We start from the raw sequence: 21,001 nt of genomic DNA on the forward strand, positions 1-21,001 counted from the left end.
TCCTCAAATGAAGCAATGGAATATATATTTAATGCTCGTGTTCGTCATGTTCGTTTGGGGAGCAAACCTACCGATACTTAAATATTTAGTAACAGTAGTGCCCCCAGTTACCCTAACAGCTTTTCGGATTTTAACAGCAGGTCTAGTAGTGCTGGTCATTTTATGGAAAATGAATCTCCTACGAATGCCAACGAAACAAGAATGGAAATACATATTATTAGGGGCGCTCTCCAATGTAGTGCTCCATCATTATTTTTTAAACATGGGGCTTGCGATTACAAGTGGAACTCACGGAGGTCTAATCTTAGGGACGGGTCCAATGCTTACAGCCATTTCAGGTGCGATAATATTAAAATATTTCCCATCACGATTTCAGTGGCTCGGCCTTTTACTAGGTCTATCTGGGGTGACAGTATCCATCTTAGTAGGAGGTGGAGAGTCTAGCGGTGCCAACCTTGGGGACTTCTATGTGTTCCTCGCAATTTTAGCGCAAGTACTGAGCTATATGGTCGTAAGTAAAGCAGCGAGAACACTTGACCCAAGATTGCTCACTGCCTATATGCTACTAATCGGAGCAGTTGTGCTAATAGTTATCAGCTTAGTGCAAGAACCAAGAGGTATCTACACATTTACTGAAACAAAGCCTCTTTTTTGGGTTCTATTTTTAGCATCTGCCGTACTTTCGACAGCGATAGGACATCTCATGTACAATTACGCAGTAGGTAAAGCAGGAGCAACAAAATCGGCTATATTTATGAATTTAAATCCATTATTCTCTTTGATTCTATCTGCCATCTTCTTAGGTGAAATACTAAACTATCGCCATTTCATCGGGCTCTTCCTAATCGTAGCAGGTGTAATGCTAGGATCCGGTGCAGCCGAGGATATATGGAAAAAACATAAAAAGAAAAAAATGCAACAACCTAAAAGCAGTTAAAACCGCTTCCTTACTATATACTCCTTAAATATATTACAGATGTGTTACTGGTGCCAGGCACCAGTAACACATCTGTAATATTATTTTTTTGTCTTCACCCCCACAAGATATGAATTTATTACGAATAATATAGTGTCCGAACATAGTACGGGACAAAATTCTATCCGAGGTGATTCTAAAATGCAGATGAAATGGAAGAAAACAAGTGCAGCATTATTAGTTGCAACAATGACAGTAACAGGCGCAAGTTATGCATGGGCGAATGAAAATTTGTTCGATACGGTGAATTTAAAAGATTTGACTAAAGAAACAGAGCAAACTACGGCAACAGCTCCAGTTTCTACAGGAGACACTGTTGGGGGAGTAGTTACTACAGGAGACACTGTTGGAGGAGAAGTTACTACAGGAGATTCTATTGGAATTGAAATTCCTGAAGGTTACACTGCTGGAAATCTAGCAGCACTTTCAAAAGCATATGAAAATGCTGGAAGTGAGACTGCAAAAGCAGCAATTAAACGTAATGCTGAAAGAGCAATCGCTAAATTTGAAGCTGCACAAAAAGAAGCTGAAGAGCCTACAGTAGAAGAACCGAAAACAGAGGAACCTGTAGTTGAGAAACCGGTTGAAGAAAAACCTGTAACAGTTGAACCTACACCAGTAGAGGAAAAACCAGTAGCTGAAAAACCTGTTGTAGAAGAACCTGCAAAGGACTCTGCAAAAGAACAAAGCAAAGCTCTTAAAGCTGAGCAAAAAGAAGAGCGTAAAGCACTTCAAACAGAGCATAAAGAAGAAAGAAAAGCTTTAAAAGAAGAACAAAAAGCTGAAAAACAAGAAAATAAAAAAAATAAAGAAGACAAATAAATCCTCTTTATCAATACACTATTTTAATTTTATTTAACCCAGTACTTTAGATGAAGTAAAAACGTGTAGATACGTATGATTTCGTCTATTATTTAAGGGAAACAAAACAACTGCAAAAAGGAGGTTCCTAAGAGCCTCCTTTTTGTTAAATGTATTATCTTCAATCAATATAAAAAACTACTATTTATATTTCTACATAAAAATTATCCTCTAGCCACCCCCACAAATGTATCATGACGAACGAATAATATAGTACTAGAGCAATAATAGAATAACATCGCTAGTACTATAATAATGACGAAGATTGAACTATTTATAGTTTAACCGCTTTTCATTCTCCAATCAGCCAGTTACAATGATAGGCTAAGGGAAAGATGAGAACGGGAGGGTATGTATGCTTTTGTCCATTATTCAAGGGATTTTTAAAACGAAAACAAAACAAACAGAAATAACGACTGAACTTGCTCAAATGGCAAAAGCAGGGAATGAGGAGGTTTTAAATGACCTTCTTTTTGCCTTTACCCCATTTATGAAAAAAACAGCATCCTTTGTTTGTAAACGATCAATTGATGAACATGACGAAGAATTTAGTGTAGCTATGAATGGATTTCATGAAGCTATCATGAGCTTTAACCCGAGTGAAAATGCATCGTTGCAAACTTATGCACACTTAATTATAAAGAGACGTATCATCGATTTTATTCGCAAAGAATCTGTCCGAAAAGAGAAAGTTCTTTTAATACATGCATCAAGAGAAGATGCAGCAACGGAGCACCAACTGTTATTCGACGCTCAAGCGCTTGATTCCTATTCAAAAGAACAGCAAGCAGAAGCAAGAAGAGAAGAAATTTCTCGCTATACTAAACTACTGGCAGATTTCGGGTTATCATTTGAAGATTTAGCAAAAGTTGCTCCAAAGCATGAGGATGCGAGAAAAACAGCATTTCAAACTGCGCAAATTATCGCTGAGACAGAAGAATTCTATGAATTTCTTATAAAATATAAAAGATTACCATTGAAAGAAATGGAAGAAATCGTCGAGGTCTCACGAAAAACTTTAGAACGGCATAGAAAATACATAATAGCAGTTGCTTTACTGTTAAAAAGTGACTTCGATTATATAAAAGAGTATGTAAAAGGAGAAATCATATGATGCGCACTTATAAAGGCATTGTTTGCGAAAAGAAAACTAAATATATGATTTTTCTAACGAAGGAAGGTAAATTTCTTCGAGGCGTTCCCATCATTTCGAATCCTGAAATTGGACAAGAAGTTGAATTCCGTTTAATGGGGGTAACTACGCTTAATAGGAAATGGACAAAACCTTCTTTTCTTGCTCCGGTTATTGTTGCAGCAATGTTTCTTCTATTTGTGATAGCATCCTTTATCCCAAACCCAGGAACAGCACAAGCTTATGTTCAATTGGATGCAAACAATTCAGTAGAATTAGGGGTTGATCAAGAGGGATTAGTAGTGACGCTTCGGTCGCTAAATGATACCGCTCCTATCATGCTCGAAGATTGGGAGGGGAACCCAGTGGACATCGTATTGTCAAACATAGTAAAGCAACTAAGTCCCCTTGCAAAAGAAATAGCAATAACAACTATATACGAAAATAATAAAGAATCATCTGATATGAAAGAAATTATAGAAGTAGCAGTTGAAGAAGTACAAAGCGAGCACACCGACAAAAACTGGATAGTTAATGAAAGTACCATTGAAGAACGTAAAGAAGCTGACAAACACGACATATCCATTCAAAAGTTAAAAGAAGTAGAGAACGAAAATAAAATAAAAGATAATCTTAGAAACAATGGTATTCCAGTTAACCAAGAGAATAATATACAAAAGATACCATCCAGCAACGACCCAAACAATATAGACGAACAATCCAATAAAGAAAAACAACAAGAGCAAAAAGAAAAAATCGAACAAAAACAGCAAGAGCAACATGAAAAAATTAAACAGCAACAAGAAAAGATAATTGAAAAGCAAGAATTACAAAAAGAAAAGCTTCCGGAACAAAAAGGAAATCAACAAAATAACAACGTTAAGCCTACCGAAAACCAAGCAAAAGAAATGAATAAAGAAAAAGAAAAACAGCAAAAAGATACAGAAAAAACACAAAAAGAAAATGAAAAATCCCAAAAGGATCAAGAAAATAACAATAAAGGCAATGGTAATGGTAACAATAACGGAAATGGAAACAACTAAACGACAAAGGAGCGAATCCCTCAATTCGCTCCTTTTTCTATGGTAAAAATGTGTTACAGAGGTGTTACTGGTGCCAGGCACCAGTAACACTTCTGTAATATTATTCTTCCTGTATTCATAAATCTATAAAATAATCAAAAAAATTATAAAAATACGATTGACTTTATATTTATGCAGTATTATAATAGATTCTAACTTACTGAAGAGGTGAAGAAAATGAAGGTTGGAATTATTGGTGCAACTGGCTATGGTGGGCTTGAGTTAATTAGATTTTTGCATACACATCCTGAAATAGGGACACTGGACTTGTTCACTTCTTCAGATGAAGGAAACGTGTTTTCGAATAAATATACACATTTGTTGAATATTCATGACCAGCCGTTATTAAAAATAGAGCCTGATAGATTAAAAGAGTATGATGTGATTTTTACGAGCACTCCCTCAGGGGTATCGAGCGAGTTACTTCCATCATTAATAGATAAAGGTCCAAAGCTCATTGATTTATCTGGTGACTTCCGTCTGAAGGATCCAACCCAATATGAGCAATGGTATAAAAAAATACCAGCTCCTATTGAAGCTATTAAGAAAAGCGTATATGGTCTGACGGAATGGAACGAAACCAACATTCAGCAAGCTGATATAGTCGCAAACCCAGGATGCTATCCGACAGCGGTTTTACTCTCATTACTTCCTCTCTTGAAAGAAAACCTTATCGACGTAAAACATCTTATTATCGATGCGAAGAGTGGAATATCCGGAGCGGGTAACAAGCCGGGGCAAATGACACATTACAGTGAAACGAATGAAAATACTGCCATATACAAATTACATCAACACCAACATATCCCGGAAATCGAGCAAGCAATTAGCCTCTTTGCCAATCAAAATTCAACGATCACGTTCACTACTCATCTTGTACCGATGACAAGAGGAATTCTTTCAACAAGCTATGCTCCCGTAAACGAAGGTGTAACAGAAAAACAACTAATCGATACATTAGAAGAAACTTACGCAAATCATCCATTCGTTCGAATAATAAAAGAAACTAACAAATTCGGAACAAATCAAGTATATGGCTCCAACTTCTGCGACATTCATGTCAAGGTTGATCCGCGCACAAACCGCGCGACCGTAGTATCGGTTATCGACAATCTGGTCAAAGGAGCTGCTGGTCAAGCGATTCAAAACATGAACGTTCAATTTAACTTCGATCAAACAACTGGCCTCAAGCACGTCCCATTATTCATTTAACATTAATTAGTTCAGCGTAAACGCTGATTAGGAGGAATAAAATAAATGGCTATAACCACCATGGCAATGAAACGTATTTCATATAAAAATATAGCATCACCAAAAGGATTTAAAGCGACTGGCATTCACTGCGGCCTTAAGCATAAGAAAAAAGACCTCGCTCTGCTAGTCAGCGAGGTTCCAGCAAGCGTTGCGGGTGTATTCACGACGAATGCTATTAAAGCGGCGCCACTACTTGTTACAAAAGATGTGGTGTACCAGACAGGTAAAATGCAAGCAATCATCGTCAATGCCGGTAATGCCAACGCATGCACAGGCAAGCAAGGAATGGCAGATGCCTATACAATGCAAAAACTAACTGCCGAAAAGCTAGGGATCGATCTGAATCTAGTTGGAGTTGCATCAACAGGCGTCATCGGCGAATTGATGAAAATGGATCCTGTAACAGAAGGAATCAAACAATTGGATCCAGTAGATGAGTTAGAAGGGGCAATGTCCTTCTCTCAAGCAATAATGACGACAGACACCGTTACGAAAAACACTTCCTATCAAACAATGATTGATGGAAAAGAAGTGATTGTCGCTGGAACTGCAAAAGGCTCTGGCATGATTGAACCAAACATGGCGACGATGCTTGGCTTCATTACAACGGATGCAAACATTGAATCCGAACATTTGCAATCAGCACTAAAATCAATTACTGACGTGACGTTCAATGCTATTACTGTCGATGGCGATACATCAACTAATGACATGGTAATTGTCATGGCAAACGGAATGGCAGAAAATGAAACACTTACTCCTGAGCATCCTGATTGGGAAAACTTCGTTCAAACCTTACACATCGTGTCCCAAGAATTGGCGAAAATGATTGCAAAAGACGGAGAAGGTGCAACAAAACTTATTGAAGTAGAAGTAAAGGGAGCAATTACTGACGCAGAAGCTCGCAAAATAGCTAAAACAGTTGTCGGTTCGCCACTTGTGAAAACAGCTGTGTTCGGAAACGACGCGAACTGGGGACGAATAATCGCAGCAGTTGGCTATAGCGGAGCTACCCTTGATCCTAACGCAATCACGATTCATATTGGGACTTCAAAAGTTGTAGAAAACGGTGAACCTGTCGCTTTCTCAGAGGATGACTTGATCGTCTATTTAAAACAACCAGAAGTAAAAATCTTCGTAGATATACATCAAGGCGATGGCCAAGGAACTGCATGGGGGTGCGATTTGACATATGACTACGTCCAAATCAACGCAACCTATCGCTCCTAAACGTATTGTCATCAAACTTGGTGGAAGCATGCTGGAGGGGTTAAATGAAAACTTCTTCACCAATTTCAAAAAACTCCAAGCTGCTGGCAAGGAGATAATCATCGTCCACGGCGGAGGCCCTGCGATTAATAAAGAACTCGCAAAAAACAATATAACGTCAACCTCTATAAACGGCATTCGAGTCACATCTGAAGAAGCAATCGGAATCGTCCAGTCGACCCTAGTCGGTCAAGTCAATCCAACACTTGTTCATCAGTTGAATAAAAGCGGGATTGTAGCAATTGGCTTAAGCGGATATGATGGCAATTTATTAGAATGTACGTTATTAGACAAAGAAACTTACGGCTTTGTCGGAGAAATAAATAAAGTAAACTGCTCAATGCTAGAAATAATACTAGCAAACTGCATAACACCAGTGATCTCGAGCATAAGCTGCACCGAGAATGGCACACCACTCAACATTAATGCTGATACAGTAGCAAATAAAATAGCACTCGCAATAAAAGCGGAAAGTCTCCAGCTCGTAACAGATACACCTGGCATTAAAATTGCAGGGGAAGTGCAACAAGTTGTAACTTCCTCTGCAATTGCGGAATGGATTACATCTGGAGAAATCTACGGAGGAATGATTCCAAAAGTGACTGCAGCACTCGATTGTTTAGCTGCAGGTATTCCTTCCGTTCAAATTGTCGGGGAGCAACTAGAAGGAACAACCATTTTACATCAGGGGGTACTAGTGTGAGTTCTTTATTTCAAAATTACGCACGTCGACCAGTTCATTTAGTGCAAGGGAAAGGGACGCTTATCGTAGATGATACAGGGAAAGAGTATCTCGACTTTACAAGTGGTATCGCAGTGCTAAGCCTCGGTCATGCACATCCGGCGATTGTTGAAGCAATTCAACAACAAAGTGAAAAACTATGGCATACTTCGAATTTATTCGAAAGTCCTGGACAGGAACAGCTAGCTGCAACCTTAGTAAAAGATACGCATTTAGCACACGCATTTTTCTGTAACAGTGGAGCCGAAGCGAATGAAGCGGCAATCAAGCTAGCTCGCAAACATACTGGAAAACACGTTATCATCACATTTGGAAAATCATTCCATGGACGTACATTTGGTGCAATGTCCGCTACTGGCCAAGACAAAGTTCGAAATGGATTCGGACCTTTGCTGGATACTTTCCGAACAGTACCGTTCAATGACATCGAGCAACTGGAGTCGGCTATCGACGACAAAGTAGCGGCGATCATGCTTGAAGTGATCCAAGGGGAGGGTGGAGTTAACCAAGTAACGCCTGAATTCGCTCAAGTAATCGCTGACATTTGCAAATCCAAAGGAATATTATTAATAATCGACGAAGTGCAAACAGGCATCGGCCGCACAGGAACTCGCTATGCATATGAGCAAACTGTACTCAAACCTGACATTATGACGTTAGCAAAAGGACTCGGAGGAGGATTTCCGATCGGAGCAATGCTTGGAACGAGTGCTTTACATGACTCTTTCGGCCCTGGAACACATGGTACAACATTCGGTGGCAACCCATTAGCAGTAGCAGTAGCACAAACAGTGCTAGACAATGTTTTTACTACAAAATTTTTAGATGAAGTCAATGAAAAATCTAACTACTTTTTGGATAAACTAAAAGTAGCGCTACCTGAATATCCGGTTGTGGGCTCGGGATTATTACTCGGTATCGTTTGCAAAGAGGAAGCAGCACCGTATATAACGCAAGCTGAAGAAGCCGGACTACTTCTAGTTGCAGCAGGACCAAACGTCATTCGACTCCTACCACCACTCACCGTTTCATTGGAAGAAATTGACCAAGCGGTAACTATACTTGCTTCTATCTTAAAATAATACACCTTGAATTAAAGCGCTCTGCGAACCGCTATTCACAAATTAGGACCTGCCTATTAGGCAGGTCCTTTAAATTTCCTAAAATATGGCGGAACGAGACAAACTAAGCCGTGAACAAGACATACTCCACATTGAAAGCGACAAACACCCCTGCGAACACGACAAACCTATTGTTTCAACAAATTTCTATGGTACGCTTTAGGTAATTAGCACCAAATCTTATTTACCACTACTTTTGAAACGGGGTAAACAAATGCTAACTTGGAACAAAGAAATTATCATCCCTGCACCAATCGAAACTGTATGGAATCTCTTTCAGCTAGAAAACATCCAGAGGATAATGCCAAATATAGTGGAACACAAACCTTTAGAAATAAAAGAGGGAGTTGTCGGTTCAACATATGAGCAAACCTATAGAGAAGGAAAAAGAACCGAAACTTACATCGTGACGGACATAGAGCACGAAAACACGGACCAAAAAAAACACAACAAAATTGAATTTACACTTGCGAAAACCTTTAAAATTCAAGCGGCGTATACACTCATCAAGCTAGATAAACAATCCACAAGGTTCATTTATACCGGACAAAATGAAGGAATTAACCTCATGGGGAAAGCGTTTATTAAATTAGGTCCAAAGAAAAGCAATGAAAAAGTAGTTGACGGATTCGTGGAATTGGTTCGTACTGAAGCATTGAAAGATTTATAAGCTAGGAGGATTTTCATGTCTATTGACTGGAGCAATTTAAACTATGTAGCGATCATTATTGGCGGACTTTTGTATATGATCTATGGAACAATCTATTATTCGATTTTACTAGGAAATAAGAAAGTGAAACAAACAGAAGGTCCGTTAAAATACATTTATTCGGTCATCAATGCATTCATCAGTTCTTTTTTAATAGCGATTCTTATAAACACAACCGGTGCAGAAACTTTACTTCAAGGAGCCCTAATCGGTTTCATCATTGGAGTTATCATCAAAATGGTATATGTGAAAAATTCGTTGTTTGGTTTGATTTCGAAAAAATCAACACTAATAGCAATATGTGATCACCTTGTTATCTTTACATTACTAGGCGCTTTACATGGTTGGTTGGCATAAATATCAAAAAAGCTCTTTGAGTCAATCAGAGAGTTTTTTTTTCACATAACAAAAAAAGCCCCCGCCTAAGCGAGAAGCCTCCCATCCACCTTTAAAAACTATGCGTCATCGCCCAAATAGCCACGGCATTCTCATCCCCAACATTCGTAAACCTGTGCGGCAACGAGCTATCAAAATAAATACTATCTCCCTCGTGAATCGTATGTATCTCACCTTCTACCTCAATACGTAAACTTCCAGCCAGCATAATTCCACATTCTTCGCCAGAATGATACAAAAGTGGAGTTTCTATATCTTCTCCAGGCTCCACGATCATCTTGAAAAAGCTCATCTGCTTACCAGAGCTTGGCGACAACAGTTCATAGCTCACATTGGGGCGTACACGTTTAATGTTCTTCGCTTCTCCTGCACGGGAAATCGTCACGGCGTTTGTTTCTTCTGTTTCGAAAAAAGAAAATACCGGTACATTCAAGCTATGACTCAATTTCCAGAGTGTCTCAAGCGATGGAGACACCTGTCCACGCTCTATTTGAGAAATCATGCTTTGACTTACTCCGGCAAGTTTCGCAAGCTCGTCCGATGTGAGTCCTTGCAATCTCCGTAAATATCTAATTCGTTTACCAACTTCTTCTTTTGGAAATTCCAAAAAAACACCCCTTTTGAATAAATATTCAATTAGCAGAATAATTAAACATGCTAATCTATTTTGTAATAAAACACCAACAAACCTAATAAACTCTTAATATGAAGAATATTTATACTCTATTTTGCATCTTTTTTCCAATAGATGCAATAATAAAAATATTATACCAAATTATTTTTTATGTAGACATGTGAATATTAATAACTTATACTTTTAATAATTCAGTAGCTTAATAGGGGATCTGAAGAAAATATAAATGGGGGTAAAGGTTATGAAAAAATGGTTGGCAGCACTACTTATGATTACCGTTTTAATTATTGCGGGATGTAGTAACGATTCTGGAGGCGGAGTTTCAACAGAGAATTCGACAATCCAAAAGGCATTAAAAGACAAAAAATTAATTATTGGGATGTCACCAGGGTATTTCCCGTTCGATATGAAAGATCCGAATGGAGACTTCGTTGGATATGACGTAGACACTGCAAACGCACTTGGAGCAGCACTTGGAGAAGATATTAAAGTAGAATACAAACAATTTACATTTGATGGACTAATTCCTGCACTTCAAGCAGGAGAAGTAGACATGGTTTTCGCTGGTATGACTATTCGTGGTGACCGCGCTCTAGCAGTAAGCTTTTCAGACCCATACTTCCAAACTGGTCAAGCAGTTATGCTTCCTACATCGGATACAGCAACAAAAACTTGGCAAGAGCTTGATGTAAAAGGTAAAAAAATTGCGGTAGGGATCGGAACAACTGGGGCACTACTTGCAAAAGATGTATTTAAAAACGCGGAAGTATTAGATTTCGAAGAATTCCCATCAGCAGCGGCAGCAATGGCACAAGGTAAAGCAGATGCAGTAGTATATGATGAGCCTGCTATTGCAGTTTGGAAATTACAAAATGGAGACCAAGTTCGTCAATTAGAAGGTTTAATCTCATCTGAGAACTTAGGGATTGCTCTGAAGAAAAATGATTTCGAAACAGTTCAATGGGTTAACTCATTCCTAAACAGTTACATTGGAAGTCCAGCAGAACTAGCTTCTCGTAATAAATGGTTTGAAACGTCTGACTGGTTAAGTGAAGTTGTAGACGAATAGAACACTCTAGCAGCTTAGGGGAGGAACAGCTATGATATACGACTGGAGTGTTATACCGCGCAATATGGATATCTTTATTGACGGTGCACTAAAAACATTAGAGATTTCCTTACTAGCAATTCTTATAGCGATACCAATAGGTATTTTATTTGGATTGGGACGTATCTCAAAAAATAAAATAATACAATTGATTTCTTCTATATATGTAGAAATTATTCGTGGTGTTCCACTGCTTGTATTACTTATGTGGATTTACTTCGTGCTCGGACAATATTATAAACTTGGATCATATTGGGGAGCAATCATCGGACTTGCGATATTTGCCGGTGCGTTCATCGCCGAAATCGTGCGATCTGGGATTCAAGGTGTTCCAAGAGGACAAATGGAAGCAGCGCGTTCTCTTGGTATGTCCCATACGAAGGCAATGACTCATATTATTTTGCCACAAGCATTTAGAAGAGTACTACCACCTTTAGCATCTCAATTTATTATGCTAATAAAAGACTCATCTCTTGTATCCGTAATAGCGGCAACAGACTTAACGCTTAACGCGAAAAACCTAGTGGCAACATCTTTCCGTTCTATTGAAGTGTGGACATTTGTTGCATTAATCTATTTCATCATGACATTCAGCTTATCATTAATCATTCGATATTTCGAAAAACGATTACTGAAGAGCGAAGCATAACGGTAGGGAGGGTGTATCATCATGATATCAATCAAAAATGTCAATAAAAGCTTCGGCGATCACCACGTCCTAACCGACGTCTCGCTCGAAGTGCCAAAATCAAATGTAGTCGCACTCATCGGACCAAGTGGAGCGGGTAAGTCTACACTAATCCGTACCATTAATGCTCTAGAGCCAATCGACGATGGAGAAATCACGGTCGATGGTGTATCCATTCACAGTAAAAAAACGGATATTAACGCAGCTCGTACGAACATCGGCTTCGTATTCCAAAGCTTCAACCTATTTCCGTTTTTAACTGCATTAGAAAACGTAACAATGGCACCACTTAAAGTAAAAGGAATGAGCAAAGAAGCAGCCGAAGCGCGAGGGAAAGAACTACTAACATCTCTTGGTCTTGCTGATAAATTCGATGCCTACCCTAGCAGGCTTTCCGGTGGTCAGCAACAGCGTGTAGCTATCGCACGTGCACTTGCAATGGATCCACACGTCATGCTATTTGACGAACCAACATCTGCACTCGACCCAGAAATGGTAACCGAAGTGCTCGATGCCATTCGAAAACTAGCGAAAGACGGCATGACCATGGTAGTCGTAACGCACGAAATGGGCTTTGCTAAAGAAATCTGCGATGAAATCGTCTTCATGGCTGATGGCAAAATAGTCGAACGTGCAGCTCCTTCCAAATTCTTTACCAATCCGGATACGCAACGTGCCCAGGATTTCCTATCAAAAGTCCTAAACCACTAGAAATTTCTAGTGGTTTTTTCTTTTCTCTACTTTCAGTTTCTTTACAAATCTATTTCGAAAGCGTTTTCAATAGGTAGATTCTTCATTTTTTATATTACAGCAGTGTTAAAAAGGCGTGGGGGTCGTAACATAGATGTAATATAATTAATGTCAGATTTATGACTACGAAATCTTTTTACCTACATTAAAATAAACAAACATATGAAAGTATGAAATATAAACTAGAACTAGAAGGTCAAATGAGTTCCAGTATTTTTCATTTCTGATAGATCTGGATAGTAGAATAACCTCTGAAAACAAAAAAAGGGTTTTGGCCAGTAGACCAAAACCCTTGTAAAATAAGAAAAGAAGCATCCGATGTTCAGATGCTTCTTTTCTTGAGCGATAAAACGAAGGAAGTAGAAGGCTGCACACTAATGAATGTACAAACAAGTTTACGGCGTTACACATCTATAAGTAACCTTCTATACTGTAAATCATAACACATAATTTTAAAATTGCACGCATTAAATTAAATAAAATTAAAATAAATTTTAAATAGTTGTATTAAAGAAAATTTAAGTAAAATCTATAAAAATAAAAATAGTAAGAAATATTCATAAAAAAAAGCTAGCGTCTTTGGTAATGTTGCTGTAATATGGAATATGTAATGTTGTCCTTGGTGCTTTCATACAGTCATCCTTATAAAAAACTGGTAATCTTTGAAGATATTAGTTGATTTTAGCATATGAGTTTTGTATACTCATATATTAGTTAGGGTGACGATATTGGACGCTATCAAGCGACCGGTGTTACACACTAAAAAAAATTGCAACACACAAGCGAAGGGAGATCACAAGTTTATGAAGAAAAAAGCTATCAAAATTGCAGCTTCAACTGCAGTAGCAGCTTCAGCATTCGTTGCAGCAGCGCCAGCACAACAAGCAGACGCAGCAACTAATGTAAACCAATTAGTAACAGACGCACAAAACGCAGGTACAGTATTAAAATGGGCTATCTCAGTAGAAGGTTCTGCTAACTTCACTACACGTCCATACGATGAGTTCAATGCAGCTAAGAAAGCAATCGCAGCAGCAGAAGCAGCAGCTTCAAAATTATCTTCATCTGAAAGATTGAGCATTAATGCTAAATTAGTAGATGCAAAAATCCAGGTGAAACGCGCAATGGCTTACATCGATGCAATCACTTCAAGTGAAAAAATCAAAGCTGATTCAGCAGCACTTGATACAGCTATTAAATCTAATGATATCGAAAAAGTAGAAACAGCTTACCACAAAGCAACTGGTGAATACCGTAAGCAAGCTGCTCTTTTAGACCGCGTATATGGTCAAACAACTCGTGACGGTATCCGTAACGCAGTTAAACCAGCGATCGAAAAATTAGTAGCTTCAGTTAAAAACGAAGTTACTGTAAACATGCTTGTTAAAGCAGCAGCAGCTGACGTTAAAGCTGGTAAAATTGCAGATGCAACTTTAAAACTTGCAGAAGCACAAGCTATCATCGATGCAAATGCTCTTAAATGGGAGTCTGCTCTACAAAAATCAGCTGATGATGTAACAAAATCATTACCAGCAGACAATGGTAACATTACTGTAGATACAGCTGCGTTCCATGGTGAAGTAGGTCAAACTCAAGCAGTTGTAGCTAACTTTAAAACTTCTTCTGGTGCAGCTTACAACGGACCAGTGAAAATTGCTTTCACAAATGGTAAAAATTCAGCTGGGGCTACTGTTACTGGAAGCTCTGCATATAAAGTAGTTACTGTTAATGGAGCTCCTGCTTCTGGTGATACAGTATATCCTGTTAATGGACAATTAGTTCTAACAGTTACAACTACTGCTAATGCACCTGCTAATGCAGTTGCTGGCGGTAAAGTAGAATTTGTAACATATCCAAACGGCGTATCAGGTTCTGCAGCTGATGTTAAATATTCAGGTACTATGAATTTCTATAATAAATTTACTGGTACAAATCACGTTCTAAACACAACTAACGGAACTGTTAAATATGCTGATGCAGCTAATAACTATTTCGTAACTACTGATCTTAATAAATATGTATTACCAACTTCAGGTAATGTATACCAAGACACTAACAATGCAGTTATCACTTTAGATGCTTTCAAAGCTAAATTAACTGCTGGTGATGTTGTTACTGGTGAATATAACTACGGAAGTGGATCAACTCTTAAATTAGCACTTGATTATCAAGCACAAGCTGAATTTACTTTAGATCAAGTAGATAAATTAGTTTCTGGTACATCTGCTTACCGTGTAGAAGGAAATACAGTTACTCTATCAGGTAAAGGTGACGCTGGTAAAGTTGTATCTATTTACAACGCTAACATCGGTGGAAACCCAATTGCACAAGTACAAGTTGCTTCAAACGGATTATGGTCTGTTAATGTAGCAGTACCTGTAGATACTACATTTGTAGCTCGTCAAGCTACTTCTGTAAATGATGTTGCACCTGCTTATTCTGCATCATTATCAACTGTAGACAATACTTTACGTGTTGCTCCAGGGAAATTCATCACTACTCCTGCAGCTGGTACTGTAACTTCTGACAATTCTTTAACTGGAGACACATTTGCATTCAATGCAACTAATCCATTAGACGCAACTAACACTGCTCTTGTAACATCAAGTGCTCAAGTTACATTACTAGATGGTGATTTAACTAAAGCTACTTTTGTTAACGGTGTAAATGGAACTGTAATCACTAAAACTGCTTCTGGTTTCCAAGTTAAATTTGGTGCTCCTTCTACTATCTCAGGAGGAAATGGTGTATTAAACGGATCATTAACAGTTAATGATGTAACTGGTGTTACAAACGCATATGAATTAAAAGCTAATGTAACTGGATCTATTACTTCTTATTAATTTAAATAAGTTTTAGTTTCACAAAACTGTTTCCCATTTAAATGGGAAACAGTTTTTTTATTTTTTTGAAGATTACTATAGTTAATCAATATTTGTTAGATTACTTAAAAAGTACATACCACTTATTGATTTGAACTAATAAATATTAGTTTTAGATATATTGCTTTTTCTTATGAGTTAATTTCAGTTGCTTTTTAAAATTTAAAAATTTCATGAAAAGTCATCGTTCGGTGATATTAATCAGAGTTACATATCAAACGGTAATAAAACATTTAAAGAAAAAATATAGGAAAAGTATAATAAATTAGCTAAGAAAAACACGACAAATGATTAGATATTTCGAAATAGTGTGATTGGCTGCTAATCTTTACCACAATACTGAAAAATATGTCAAGAAACATTTAATTTATGGTATAATTTTAAAGGTATATGTCGTAATGAGGGGAAAAAAAATGAAACAAAGAAAACTACTAGTAAAAACTAAAAAAAGTTATACCAATTATATCTTAGTTATTTTCATTTTGGTCACGTGTATTGTGCTGTTCTATGTAGACAATAAGGGTAGTAAACAAGATGAACAGTTGTTGAATGGTAACATTTTATATCATGAAACGGATGTATTATTGCAGGAAGGAAATTACGAGAATGCAATAACATTATTAGAAGAATTGCATACTAAATACAATGATGATTACAACATTACATTTAGATTAGGATATTCCTATTTAAGTATGGAACAATATACTTCAGCTTTAACAATGTATACAAGGGCATTAGATTTGAATCCCTATTTAGTAGAAAATAAGGAGTTTATGTATCAATACGCAATAACACTTGCTAACTGTGAACAAGTAGACAATGCACTTACGGTCGTTGACAGATTGTTAACACTTCCAATGGATGAAACGTTTGAAGCGACAGTATTAGAATTAAAAGATTCTATTAGTAATATGAAAGGAACGACAACATGAGTGGATTAAAGGGAAGAAGTATTCATATTATTAGAGATGAAAAAGAGGATGAAGCCTCTATTATAAAGACGGATCGTGTAATATTTTGGTTATTTCTCGGAGCATTGACATTAATACCTTTAGCTATTGGTGCAAAGTCTAAGTTATTTATTAGTCCAGTGGTTTCAGGGGCAGGGATAATGGCGGCAGGATATCAATTAGATTTCTTCACCTATTTTAAATTTATATTATTACTATTTTTCACTATTAGCACTTTGATTCTATTCCTATACAAAATACTCTTTCTTAATTATCAATTAAAATGGAATCTAATTTCGTCGTCTATAGTAGTCTTTGTTATTGCGCTTATACTCTCGTTAGTATTTGCAGAATACAAATCTATAGCATTGTGGGGACTTGCTAACCGGCATGATGGAGCTATGACATTTCTATCTTATGCTGTTTTGATGTTTATTGCACTTAATATTACCTATCCGAAAAAAGCAATACATAAATTAGTTTATACATTATATCCTTTCGTATGGATTAATGTAATTATTTCTTTGTTGAATTTATACGGAATAAACATAATTGGAAATGATACGTTTCATAAATTATTCACAATATTTTTAATGGATGAAATGTCGATAAGTGAGGGCTCAGTACTAACTGGAACATTGAATCAATGGAACTACATGAGTGGTTACTCTGCTGTGATGGCAATAATCTTTTTAACTCTAGCTGTATTTAAGGGAACAGTGAAATTAAGAGTAGTGAATCTGTTAACTGCAATTGCTGCATTTTCTACGATTCTTTCATCCATTTCGACAAGTGGTTTTATAAGTTTGTTAATAATGATTCTGTTTTTAGTTGTACTAATATTTATAAAGGAAAATAAGAAGAAATCAATAATGTGGCTTGCCGGATTTATAGTTATTGCATTTGTTTCTACTGGGATATTATCCAAACACAATCCACAAGTGTGGGCAGAGTCATTTGGATTTTTTACAAAAACAAACCCTTTTGTTCAAGCAGAGGGAGCGCTACAACTTTCGATTTTTGAAACTAGTAAAGCTTCTGCGGCTGACTCGGAATTGAAATTACCAAATTTACCGGAAAGAACTTTATCTGGAGGAACAGGACGTATATATATTTGGGAAAATATGATGCCTCTAATTAAAGAAAGACCTTTGTTCGGATATGGACTTGATACACTTACATATCATTTCCCACAGAATGATATTAATAAAAGAGATGGATTCTTGGATGAAAATGTAATAATTGATAAACCACATAACCTATATATTGGGGTTTTATATGGAACTGGCATATTAGGATTCTTAAGCTTATTGAGTATTCTAATCATTTACACAGTTACACTAGGTAAATGTGTTTTTAAGGATAGACTATCAACTATTATTCTGGCATTTGTATTGGGATGGGGAGCATTTCTCATTCAGGCAGTATTCAATGACTCAGTGATAGGGGCAACGATTGTTCCGTTACTAGCCACTACAATTGTATACGAAATAACAAATAGAAAAGTCGAAGAGGAGATATCATGAGCGAAGAAACGATTGAATTAAGAGAATTATTTGAGACAGTCTGGAAAGGGAAAACTATAATAATCATTTCAATAATTTCTGCTATGCTAATTGCATTTGTTTTAAGTATTTTTGTATTAGAGGAAGAGTATGAATCTAAAGCTACCGTTCAGATTACTTCTAATTCTGCTGCTGAAGGTATTGTAAAACAATATATAGATAGTGAGTTTACAAGCCAAGTTTTTGCAGAGCGTATTAAAAGTCAGGCATTCATTGATCAGTTATTTAATAAGACTTTTAGAGAAGTAAGTAGTACTGATTTAAATGTGAATATAGATGCTGCAACTTCAATGGTTACCTTAACATATAAAAGTGAAGACCCAAAAAAATCTGGTGAAGTACTATCTACATTAATTGAAAAACAAAAGACTGCTATGTCTGATTCACTAAAAAATGAGTTTACTTTACTTGCGGACGCATATACAAAAGAAAGTGACAAGCTATCAGAAGAGATTAGAGATTTAATTAAAATATATAACACATCTGTTAAAGAAAATAACTTGCCAGAAATATTAATATTACAAACTATGATATCAAATGAGCTTATTGTAAATATATCAGACGAGCAAACTCAAGCTCTAACAAATATAGACGGGGAAATGCAAAATGAATTAATGCAATTGCATGCAAGAATTAGCTCTAAATCGGAAGAATATCGCAAAGTACTCGATCAATATCAATCGGTCTTAACAAATATGGAGAGCTTTAGACCAGACCCTTTAATTAAAACTATAATTGAACCAACTGTTCCAGAAAATCCAAGTTCACCAAATCTACTATTGAATATAGCAATAGGTATTGTTATAGGATCACTGATAGGCCTTGGTATTGTATTCATAAGAAAGTATTGGAAAGAAACGAGTCCTACAATAAAATAAAGAGAGGATTGACCTTTATGGGATATAGACAAAGGATTGTAGCGTTTATAGCATTGGATTCTATCATTGTTTTGACTGCAATTTTCTTCAGTTATTTTTTATTACATCCGACATTAACGGTTTATTCTCTCCCAACTCTTATCTTAAGTGCAATTACTTTGCTAATATCTCACCATATAGCGGCATATTTTTTTCATCTATATGACCGAATATGGAGTGTAGCGTCTGTAAGTGAACTACTAACAATTGTTTATGCCGTTACGATTTCGGTTGGTACTGCTAGTTTAATGCAATATGCGGTTCAAAAAGATATTTACTTTAGGGTAATGGCTGTTACATGGATGATACATATCATAGCAATTGGTGGTTCTAGATTTGCACTCCGTGTTTTCAGTGAGCAAAAAATGACCAATATCCATGAACAAAAAAATCGGGCGCTAATTGTGGGCGCAGGCCAAGCAGGTACAATATTAGCTAAACAAATGAAACAATCAATAAATTCTGATCTGATTCCTGTCGCATTTGTCGATGACGATCTTAATAAGCAAAAACTAAAAATGTTAGATATACCTGTTAAAGGAACCGTAGAAGATATACCTAAGATAGTTGAAGAGCTCACAATAAATCATATTATTATCGCAATCCCTTCTTTAACTAAAAAAGATATACAAGAAATCTTTGAACATTGCTCAAAAACAAAAGCAAAAGTAAAAATTATGCCAAGCATTGAAGCGGTTATGACCGGGAAATTATCCGTGAGTGAAATGCGAGAAGTTAAAATTGAAGATTTGCTAGGAAGAGAAGAAGTTAAATTAGACATGGAAGCTATTTCTGAAAAGTTAACCAATAAAACGATTCTTGTCACAGGGGCAGGAGGGTCAATCGGATCTGAAATATGTCGACAGATAATAAAATTCCATCCTAGAAAACTCATTTTACTCGGTCATGGTGAGAATACTATTTATACTATAGACATGGAATTGCGTCAAAAGGTTCCACTCTACACAGAGATAATTCCAGTTATTGCTGATATTCAAGATCGAAATCGAATCTTCGATATTGTATCTGAATTTAAACCAAATGTCATTTATCATGCTGCTGCACATAAGCATGTTCCATTAATGGAATATAATCCAATGGAAGCCGTCAAAAATAATATTTATGGAACTAAAAATGTAGCCGAAGCGGCAGATACATTTGGAGTAGATTATTTTGTCATGATTTCAACAGATAAAGCAGTCAATCCACCTAATATTATGGGAGCTACAAAGCGCTTTGCGGAAATGATAATTCAAAACCTTGCGAAAAGTAGTAATACGAAATTTGCTGCGGTACGTTTTGGAAATGTTTTAGGTTCTCGAGGAAGTGTTGTTCCACTTTTTAAGAAGCAAATTGCTGCAGGAGGACCAGTTACAATCACTGATGTAAGAATGACTAGGTATTTTATGACAATCCCCGAAGCATCGCGTTTAGTAATTCAAGCGGGAACCCTTGCTAGTGGGGGAGAGGTATTTGTTTTGGATATGGGGGAACCTGTAAAAGTGGTAGATTTAGCAAGAAAACTGATTCGACTTTCAGGATACACAGAGGAAGAAATTGGAATTATAGAAACAGGAATTCGTCCAGGCGAGAAATTGTATGAAGAACTAATGAATGAGAGCGAGAAACAAAGTGAAGTAATATATCCTAAAATATATGTAGGAAAGTCGACCCCAATGGCAAGTTCAGAGCTAATATACTTGCTTAATAAAATCCCCTCACTTTCTGTTACAGAATTGAAGGAATTGTTAATTGATAAAGCAAATAAAAAGAATGTTGATATAAAAAATAAAATCAAGGCTATCCAGTTAGTGGGAAATAGTGCAAAAGACATGGAAGAAATAAAATAACAATATTATCACTTAATTAGTATTAAGTTTGAAAAATTTTAGTATTGAACTATTTAAACTAAGTAATAGAGATGGAAAAATTAATCTAATCTAATTAAAATAATAGAATTAACAG

Annotated in this window: 19 protein-coding genes; 18 read left to right on the forward strand and 1 reads right to left on the reverse strand. The window is 36.6% G+C overall.

Annotation, left to right across the window (positions count from 1 at the left end):
* The first annotated feature begins 7 nt into the window (after nt 1-7).
* From P2Q73_RS17095 to P2Q73_RS17140, 10 genes are all read left to right on the forward strand, one after another.
* Nucleotides 8-937 (forward strand): DMT family transporter, encoded by a 930-nt coding sequence (locus P2Q73_RS17095; protein ID WP_275789329.1) that lies wholly within the window; start codon nt 8-10, stop codon nt 935-937.
* A 180-nt stretch (nt 938-1,117) separates the two neighbouring features.
* Nucleotides 1,118-1,798 carry a hypothetical protein gene (locus tag P2Q73_RS17100; protein ID WP_275789331.1) on the forward strand — a complete coding sequence of 227 codons (681 nt, stop codon included), beginning with the start codon at nt 1,118-1,120 and terminating at the stop codon, nt 1,796-1,798.
* A 394-nt stretch (nt 1,799-2,192) separates the two neighbouring features.
* A complete protein-coding gene (gene sigI / locus P2Q73_RS17105) occupies nt 2,193-2,951 on the forward strand; it encodes an RNA polymerase sigma-I factor (protein ID WP_275789333.1) in 759 nt (252 codons plus the stop codon).
* Nucleotides 2,951-4,012 carry an anti-sigma factor domain-containing protein gene (locus tag P2Q73_RS17110; protein WP_275789336.1) on the forward strand — a complete coding sequence of 354 codons (1,062 nt, stop codon included), beginning with the start codon at nt 2,951-2,953 and terminating at the stop codon, nt 4,010-4,012. The genes sigI and P2Q73_RS17110 overlap by 1 nt, the downstream gene beginning before the upstream one ends.
* A 216-nt stretch (nt 4,013-4,228) precedes the next feature.
* Nucleotides 4,229-5,263: an N-acetyl-gamma-glutamyl-phosphate reductase gene (gene argC / locus P2Q73_RS17115; protein WP_275789338.1), complete on the forward strand. Its 1,035-nt coding sequence runs from the start codon at nt 4,229-4,231 to the stop codon at nt 5,261-5,263.
* A gap of 45 nt (nt 5,264-5,308) precedes the next feature.
* Nucleotides 5,309-6,535, forward strand: coding sequence for a bifunctional glutamate N-acetyltransferase/amino-acid acetyltransferase ArgJ (argJ, locus tag P2Q73_RS17120; RefSeq protein ID WP_053590480.1), 1,227 nt, complete (start codon nt 5,309-5,311; stop codon nt 6,533-6,535).
* Nucleotides 6,498-7,277, forward strand: coding sequence for an acetylglutamate kinase (gene argB / locus P2Q73_RS17125; protein WP_275789341.1), 780 nt, complete (start codon nt 6,498-6,500; stop codon nt 7,275-7,277). The genes argJ and argB overlap by 38 nt, the downstream gene beginning before the upstream one ends.
* The gene (locus tag P2Q73_RS17130; protein ID WP_275789343.1) at nt 7,274-8,398 is read left to right on the forward strand and encodes an acetylornithine transaminase; all 1,125 of its coding nucleotides are present in this window, start codon (nt 7,274-7,276) and stop codon (nt 8,396-8,398) included. The genes argB and P2Q73_RS17130 overlap by 4 nt, the downstream gene beginning before the upstream one ends.
* A 253-nt stretch (nt 8,399-8,651) precedes the next feature.
* The gene (locus P2Q73_RS17135) at nt 8,652-9,107 is read left to right on the forward strand and encodes an SRPBCC family protein (protein ID WP_275789345.1); all 456 of its coding nucleotides are present in this window, start codon (nt 8,652-8,654) and stop codon (nt 9,105-9,107) included.
* Between the two features lie 15 nt (nt 9,108-9,122).
* A complete protein-coding gene (locus P2Q73_RS17140) occupies nt 9,123-9,503 on the forward strand; it encodes a DUF1761 domain-containing protein (protein ID WP_275789347.1) in 381 nt (126 codons plus the stop codon).
* Nucleotides 9,504-9,594: 91 nt separating this feature from the next.
* On the opposite strand, the gene P2Q73_RS17145 is transcribed toward P2Q73_RS17140, so the two are convergent.
* A complete protein-coding gene (locus tag P2Q73_RS17145; RefSeq protein WP_275789349.1) occupies nt 9,595-10,149 on the reverse strand; it encodes a helix-turn-helix domain-containing protein in 555 nt (184 codons plus the stop codon).
* 268 nt (nt 10,150-10,417) lie between these two features.
* On the opposite strand from P2Q73_RS17145, the gene P2Q73_RS17150 reads away from it, so the two are divergent.
* The 8 genes from P2Q73_RS17150 to P2Q73_RS17185 all read left to right on the forward strand — a co-directional run bounded on the left by P2Q73_RS17150 (nt 10,418) and on the right by P2Q73_RS17185 (nt 20,886).
* Nucleotides 10,418-11,245, forward strand: a complete 828-nt coding sequence (locus tag P2Q73_RS17150; RefSeq protein WP_275789352.1) for a transporter substrate-binding domain-containing protein — start codon at nt 10,418-10,420, stop codon at nt 11,243-11,245.
* Nucleotides 11,246-11,276: 31 nt separating this feature from the next.
* A complete protein-coding gene (locus tag P2Q73_RS17155) occupies nt 11,277-11,933 on the forward strand; it encodes an amino acid ABC transporter permease (RefSeq protein WP_056827977.1) in 657 nt (218 codons plus the stop codon).
* A 21-nt stretch (nt 11,934-11,954) separates the two neighbouring features.
* The gene (locus tag P2Q73_RS17160) at nt 11,955-12,683 is read left to right on the forward strand and encodes an amino acid ABC transporter ATP-binding protein (RefSeq protein ID WP_053590472.1); all 729 of its coding nucleotides are present in this window, start codon (nt 11,955-11,957) and stop codon (nt 12,681-12,683) included.
* 842 nt (nt 12,684-13,525) lie between these two features.
* Complete coding sequence (locus P2Q73_RS17165) at nt 13,526-15,565, forward strand: hypothetical protein (protein WP_275789354.1); 2,040 nt, start codon at nt 13,526-13,528, stop codon at nt 15,563-15,565.
* A gap of 452 nt (nt 15,566-16,017) precedes the next feature.
* On the forward strand, nt 16,018-16,536 hold the full coding sequence (locus tag P2Q73_RS17170) for a tetratricopeptide repeat protein (RefSeq protein ID WP_275789356.1): 519 nt from the start codon (nt 16,018-16,020) through the stop codon (nt 16,534-16,536).
* A complete protein-coding gene (locus tag P2Q73_RS17175; protein WP_275789358.1) occupies nt 16,533-18,080 on the forward strand; it encodes an O-antigen ligase family protein in 1,548 nt (515 codons plus the stop codon). Before P2Q73_RS17170 ends, P2Q73_RS17175 begins: the two co-directional genes overlap by 4 nt.
* Nucleotides 18,077-18,997, forward strand: a complete 921-nt coding sequence (locus P2Q73_RS17180) for a Wzz/FepE/Etk N-terminal domain-containing protein (protein ID WP_275789360.1) — start codon at nt 18,077-18,079, stop codon at nt 18,995-18,997. The genes P2Q73_RS17175 and P2Q73_RS17180 overlap by 4 nt, the downstream gene beginning before the upstream one ends.
* Nucleotides 18,998-19,014: 17 nt before the next feature.
* Nucleotides 19,015-20,886: a polysaccharide biosynthesis protein gene (locus P2Q73_RS17185; RefSeq protein ID WP_275789362.1), complete on the forward strand. Its 1,872-nt coding sequence runs from the start codon at nt 19,015-19,017 to the stop codon at nt 20,884-20,886.
* Nucleotides 20,887-21,001 lie beyond the last annotated feature (115 nt).

The sequence above is a fragment of the Bacillus sp. Cr_A10 genome (assembly GCF_029222665.1).
GTDB lineage: Bacteria > Bacillota > Bacilli > Bacillales_A > Planococcaceae > Psychrobacillus.

Excerpts from the sequence above, each read along its gene's own strand:
- P2Q73_RS17095 (WP_275789329.1), top strand. The coding sequence starts at position 8 with ATGAAGCAATGGAATATATATTTAATGCTCGTGTTCGTCATGTTCGTT.
- P2Q73_RS17100 (WP_275789331.1), top strand. The coding sequence starts at position 1,118 with ATGCAGATGAAATGGAAGAAAACAAGTGCAGCATTATTAGTTGCAACA.
- sigI (WP_275789333.1), top strand. The coding sequence starts at position 2,193 with ATGCTTTTGTCCATTATTCAAGGGATTTTTAAAACGAAAACAAAACAA.
- P2Q73_RS17110 (WP_275789336.1), top strand. The coding sequence starts at position 2,951 with ATGCGCACTTATAAAGGCATTGTTTGCGAAAAGAAAACTAAATATATG.
- argC (WP_275789338.1), top strand. The coding sequence starts at position 4,229 with ATGAAGGTTGGAATTATTGGTGCAACTGGCTATGGTGGGCTTGAGTTA.
- argJ (WP_053590480.1), top strand. The coding sequence starts at position 5,309 with ATGGCTATAACCACCATGGCAATGAAACGTATTTCATATAAAAATATA.
- argB (WP_275789341.1), top strand. The coding sequence starts at position 6,498 with ATGACTACGTCCAAATCAACGCAACCTATCGCTCCTAAACGTATTGTC.
- P2Q73_RS17135 (WP_275789345.1), top strand. The coding sequence starts at position 8,652 with ATGCTAACTTGGAACAAAGAAATTATCATCCCTGCACCAATCGAAACT.
- P2Q73_RS17140 (WP_275789347.1), top strand. The coding sequence starts at position 9,123 with ATGTCTATTGACTGGAGCAATTTAAACTATGTAGCGATCATTATTGGC.
- P2Q73_RS17150 (WP_275789352.1), top strand. The coding sequence starts at position 10,418 with ATGAAAAAATGGTTGGCAGCACTACTTATGATTACCGTTTTAATTATT.
- P2Q73_RS17155 (WP_056827977.1), top strand. The coding sequence starts at position 11,277 with ATGATATACGACTGGAGTGTTATACCGCGCAATATGGATATCTTTATT.
- P2Q73_RS17160 (WP_053590472.1), top strand. The coding sequence starts at position 11,955 with ATGATATCAATCAAAAATGTCAATAAAAGCTTCGGCGATCACCACGTC.
- P2Q73_RS17165 (WP_275789354.1), top strand. The coding sequence starts at position 13,526 with ATGAAGAAAAAAGCTATCAAAATTGCAGCTTCAACTGCAGTAGCAGCT.
- P2Q73_RS17170 (WP_275789356.1), top strand. The coding sequence starts at position 16,018 with ATGAAACAAAGAAAACTACTAGTAAAAACTAAAAAAAGTTATACCAAT.
- P2Q73_RS17175 (WP_275789358.1), top strand. The coding sequence starts at position 16,533 with ATGAGTGGATTAAAGGGAAGAAGTATTCATATTATTAGAGATGAAAAA.
- P2Q73_RS17180 (WP_275789360.1), top strand. The coding sequence starts at position 18,077 with ATGAGCGAAGAAACGATTGAATTAAGAGAATTATTTGAGACAGTCTGG.
- P2Q73_RS17185 (WP_275789362.1), top strand. The coding sequence starts at position 19,015 with ATGGGATATAGACAAAGGATTGTAGCGTTTATAGCATTGGATTCTATC.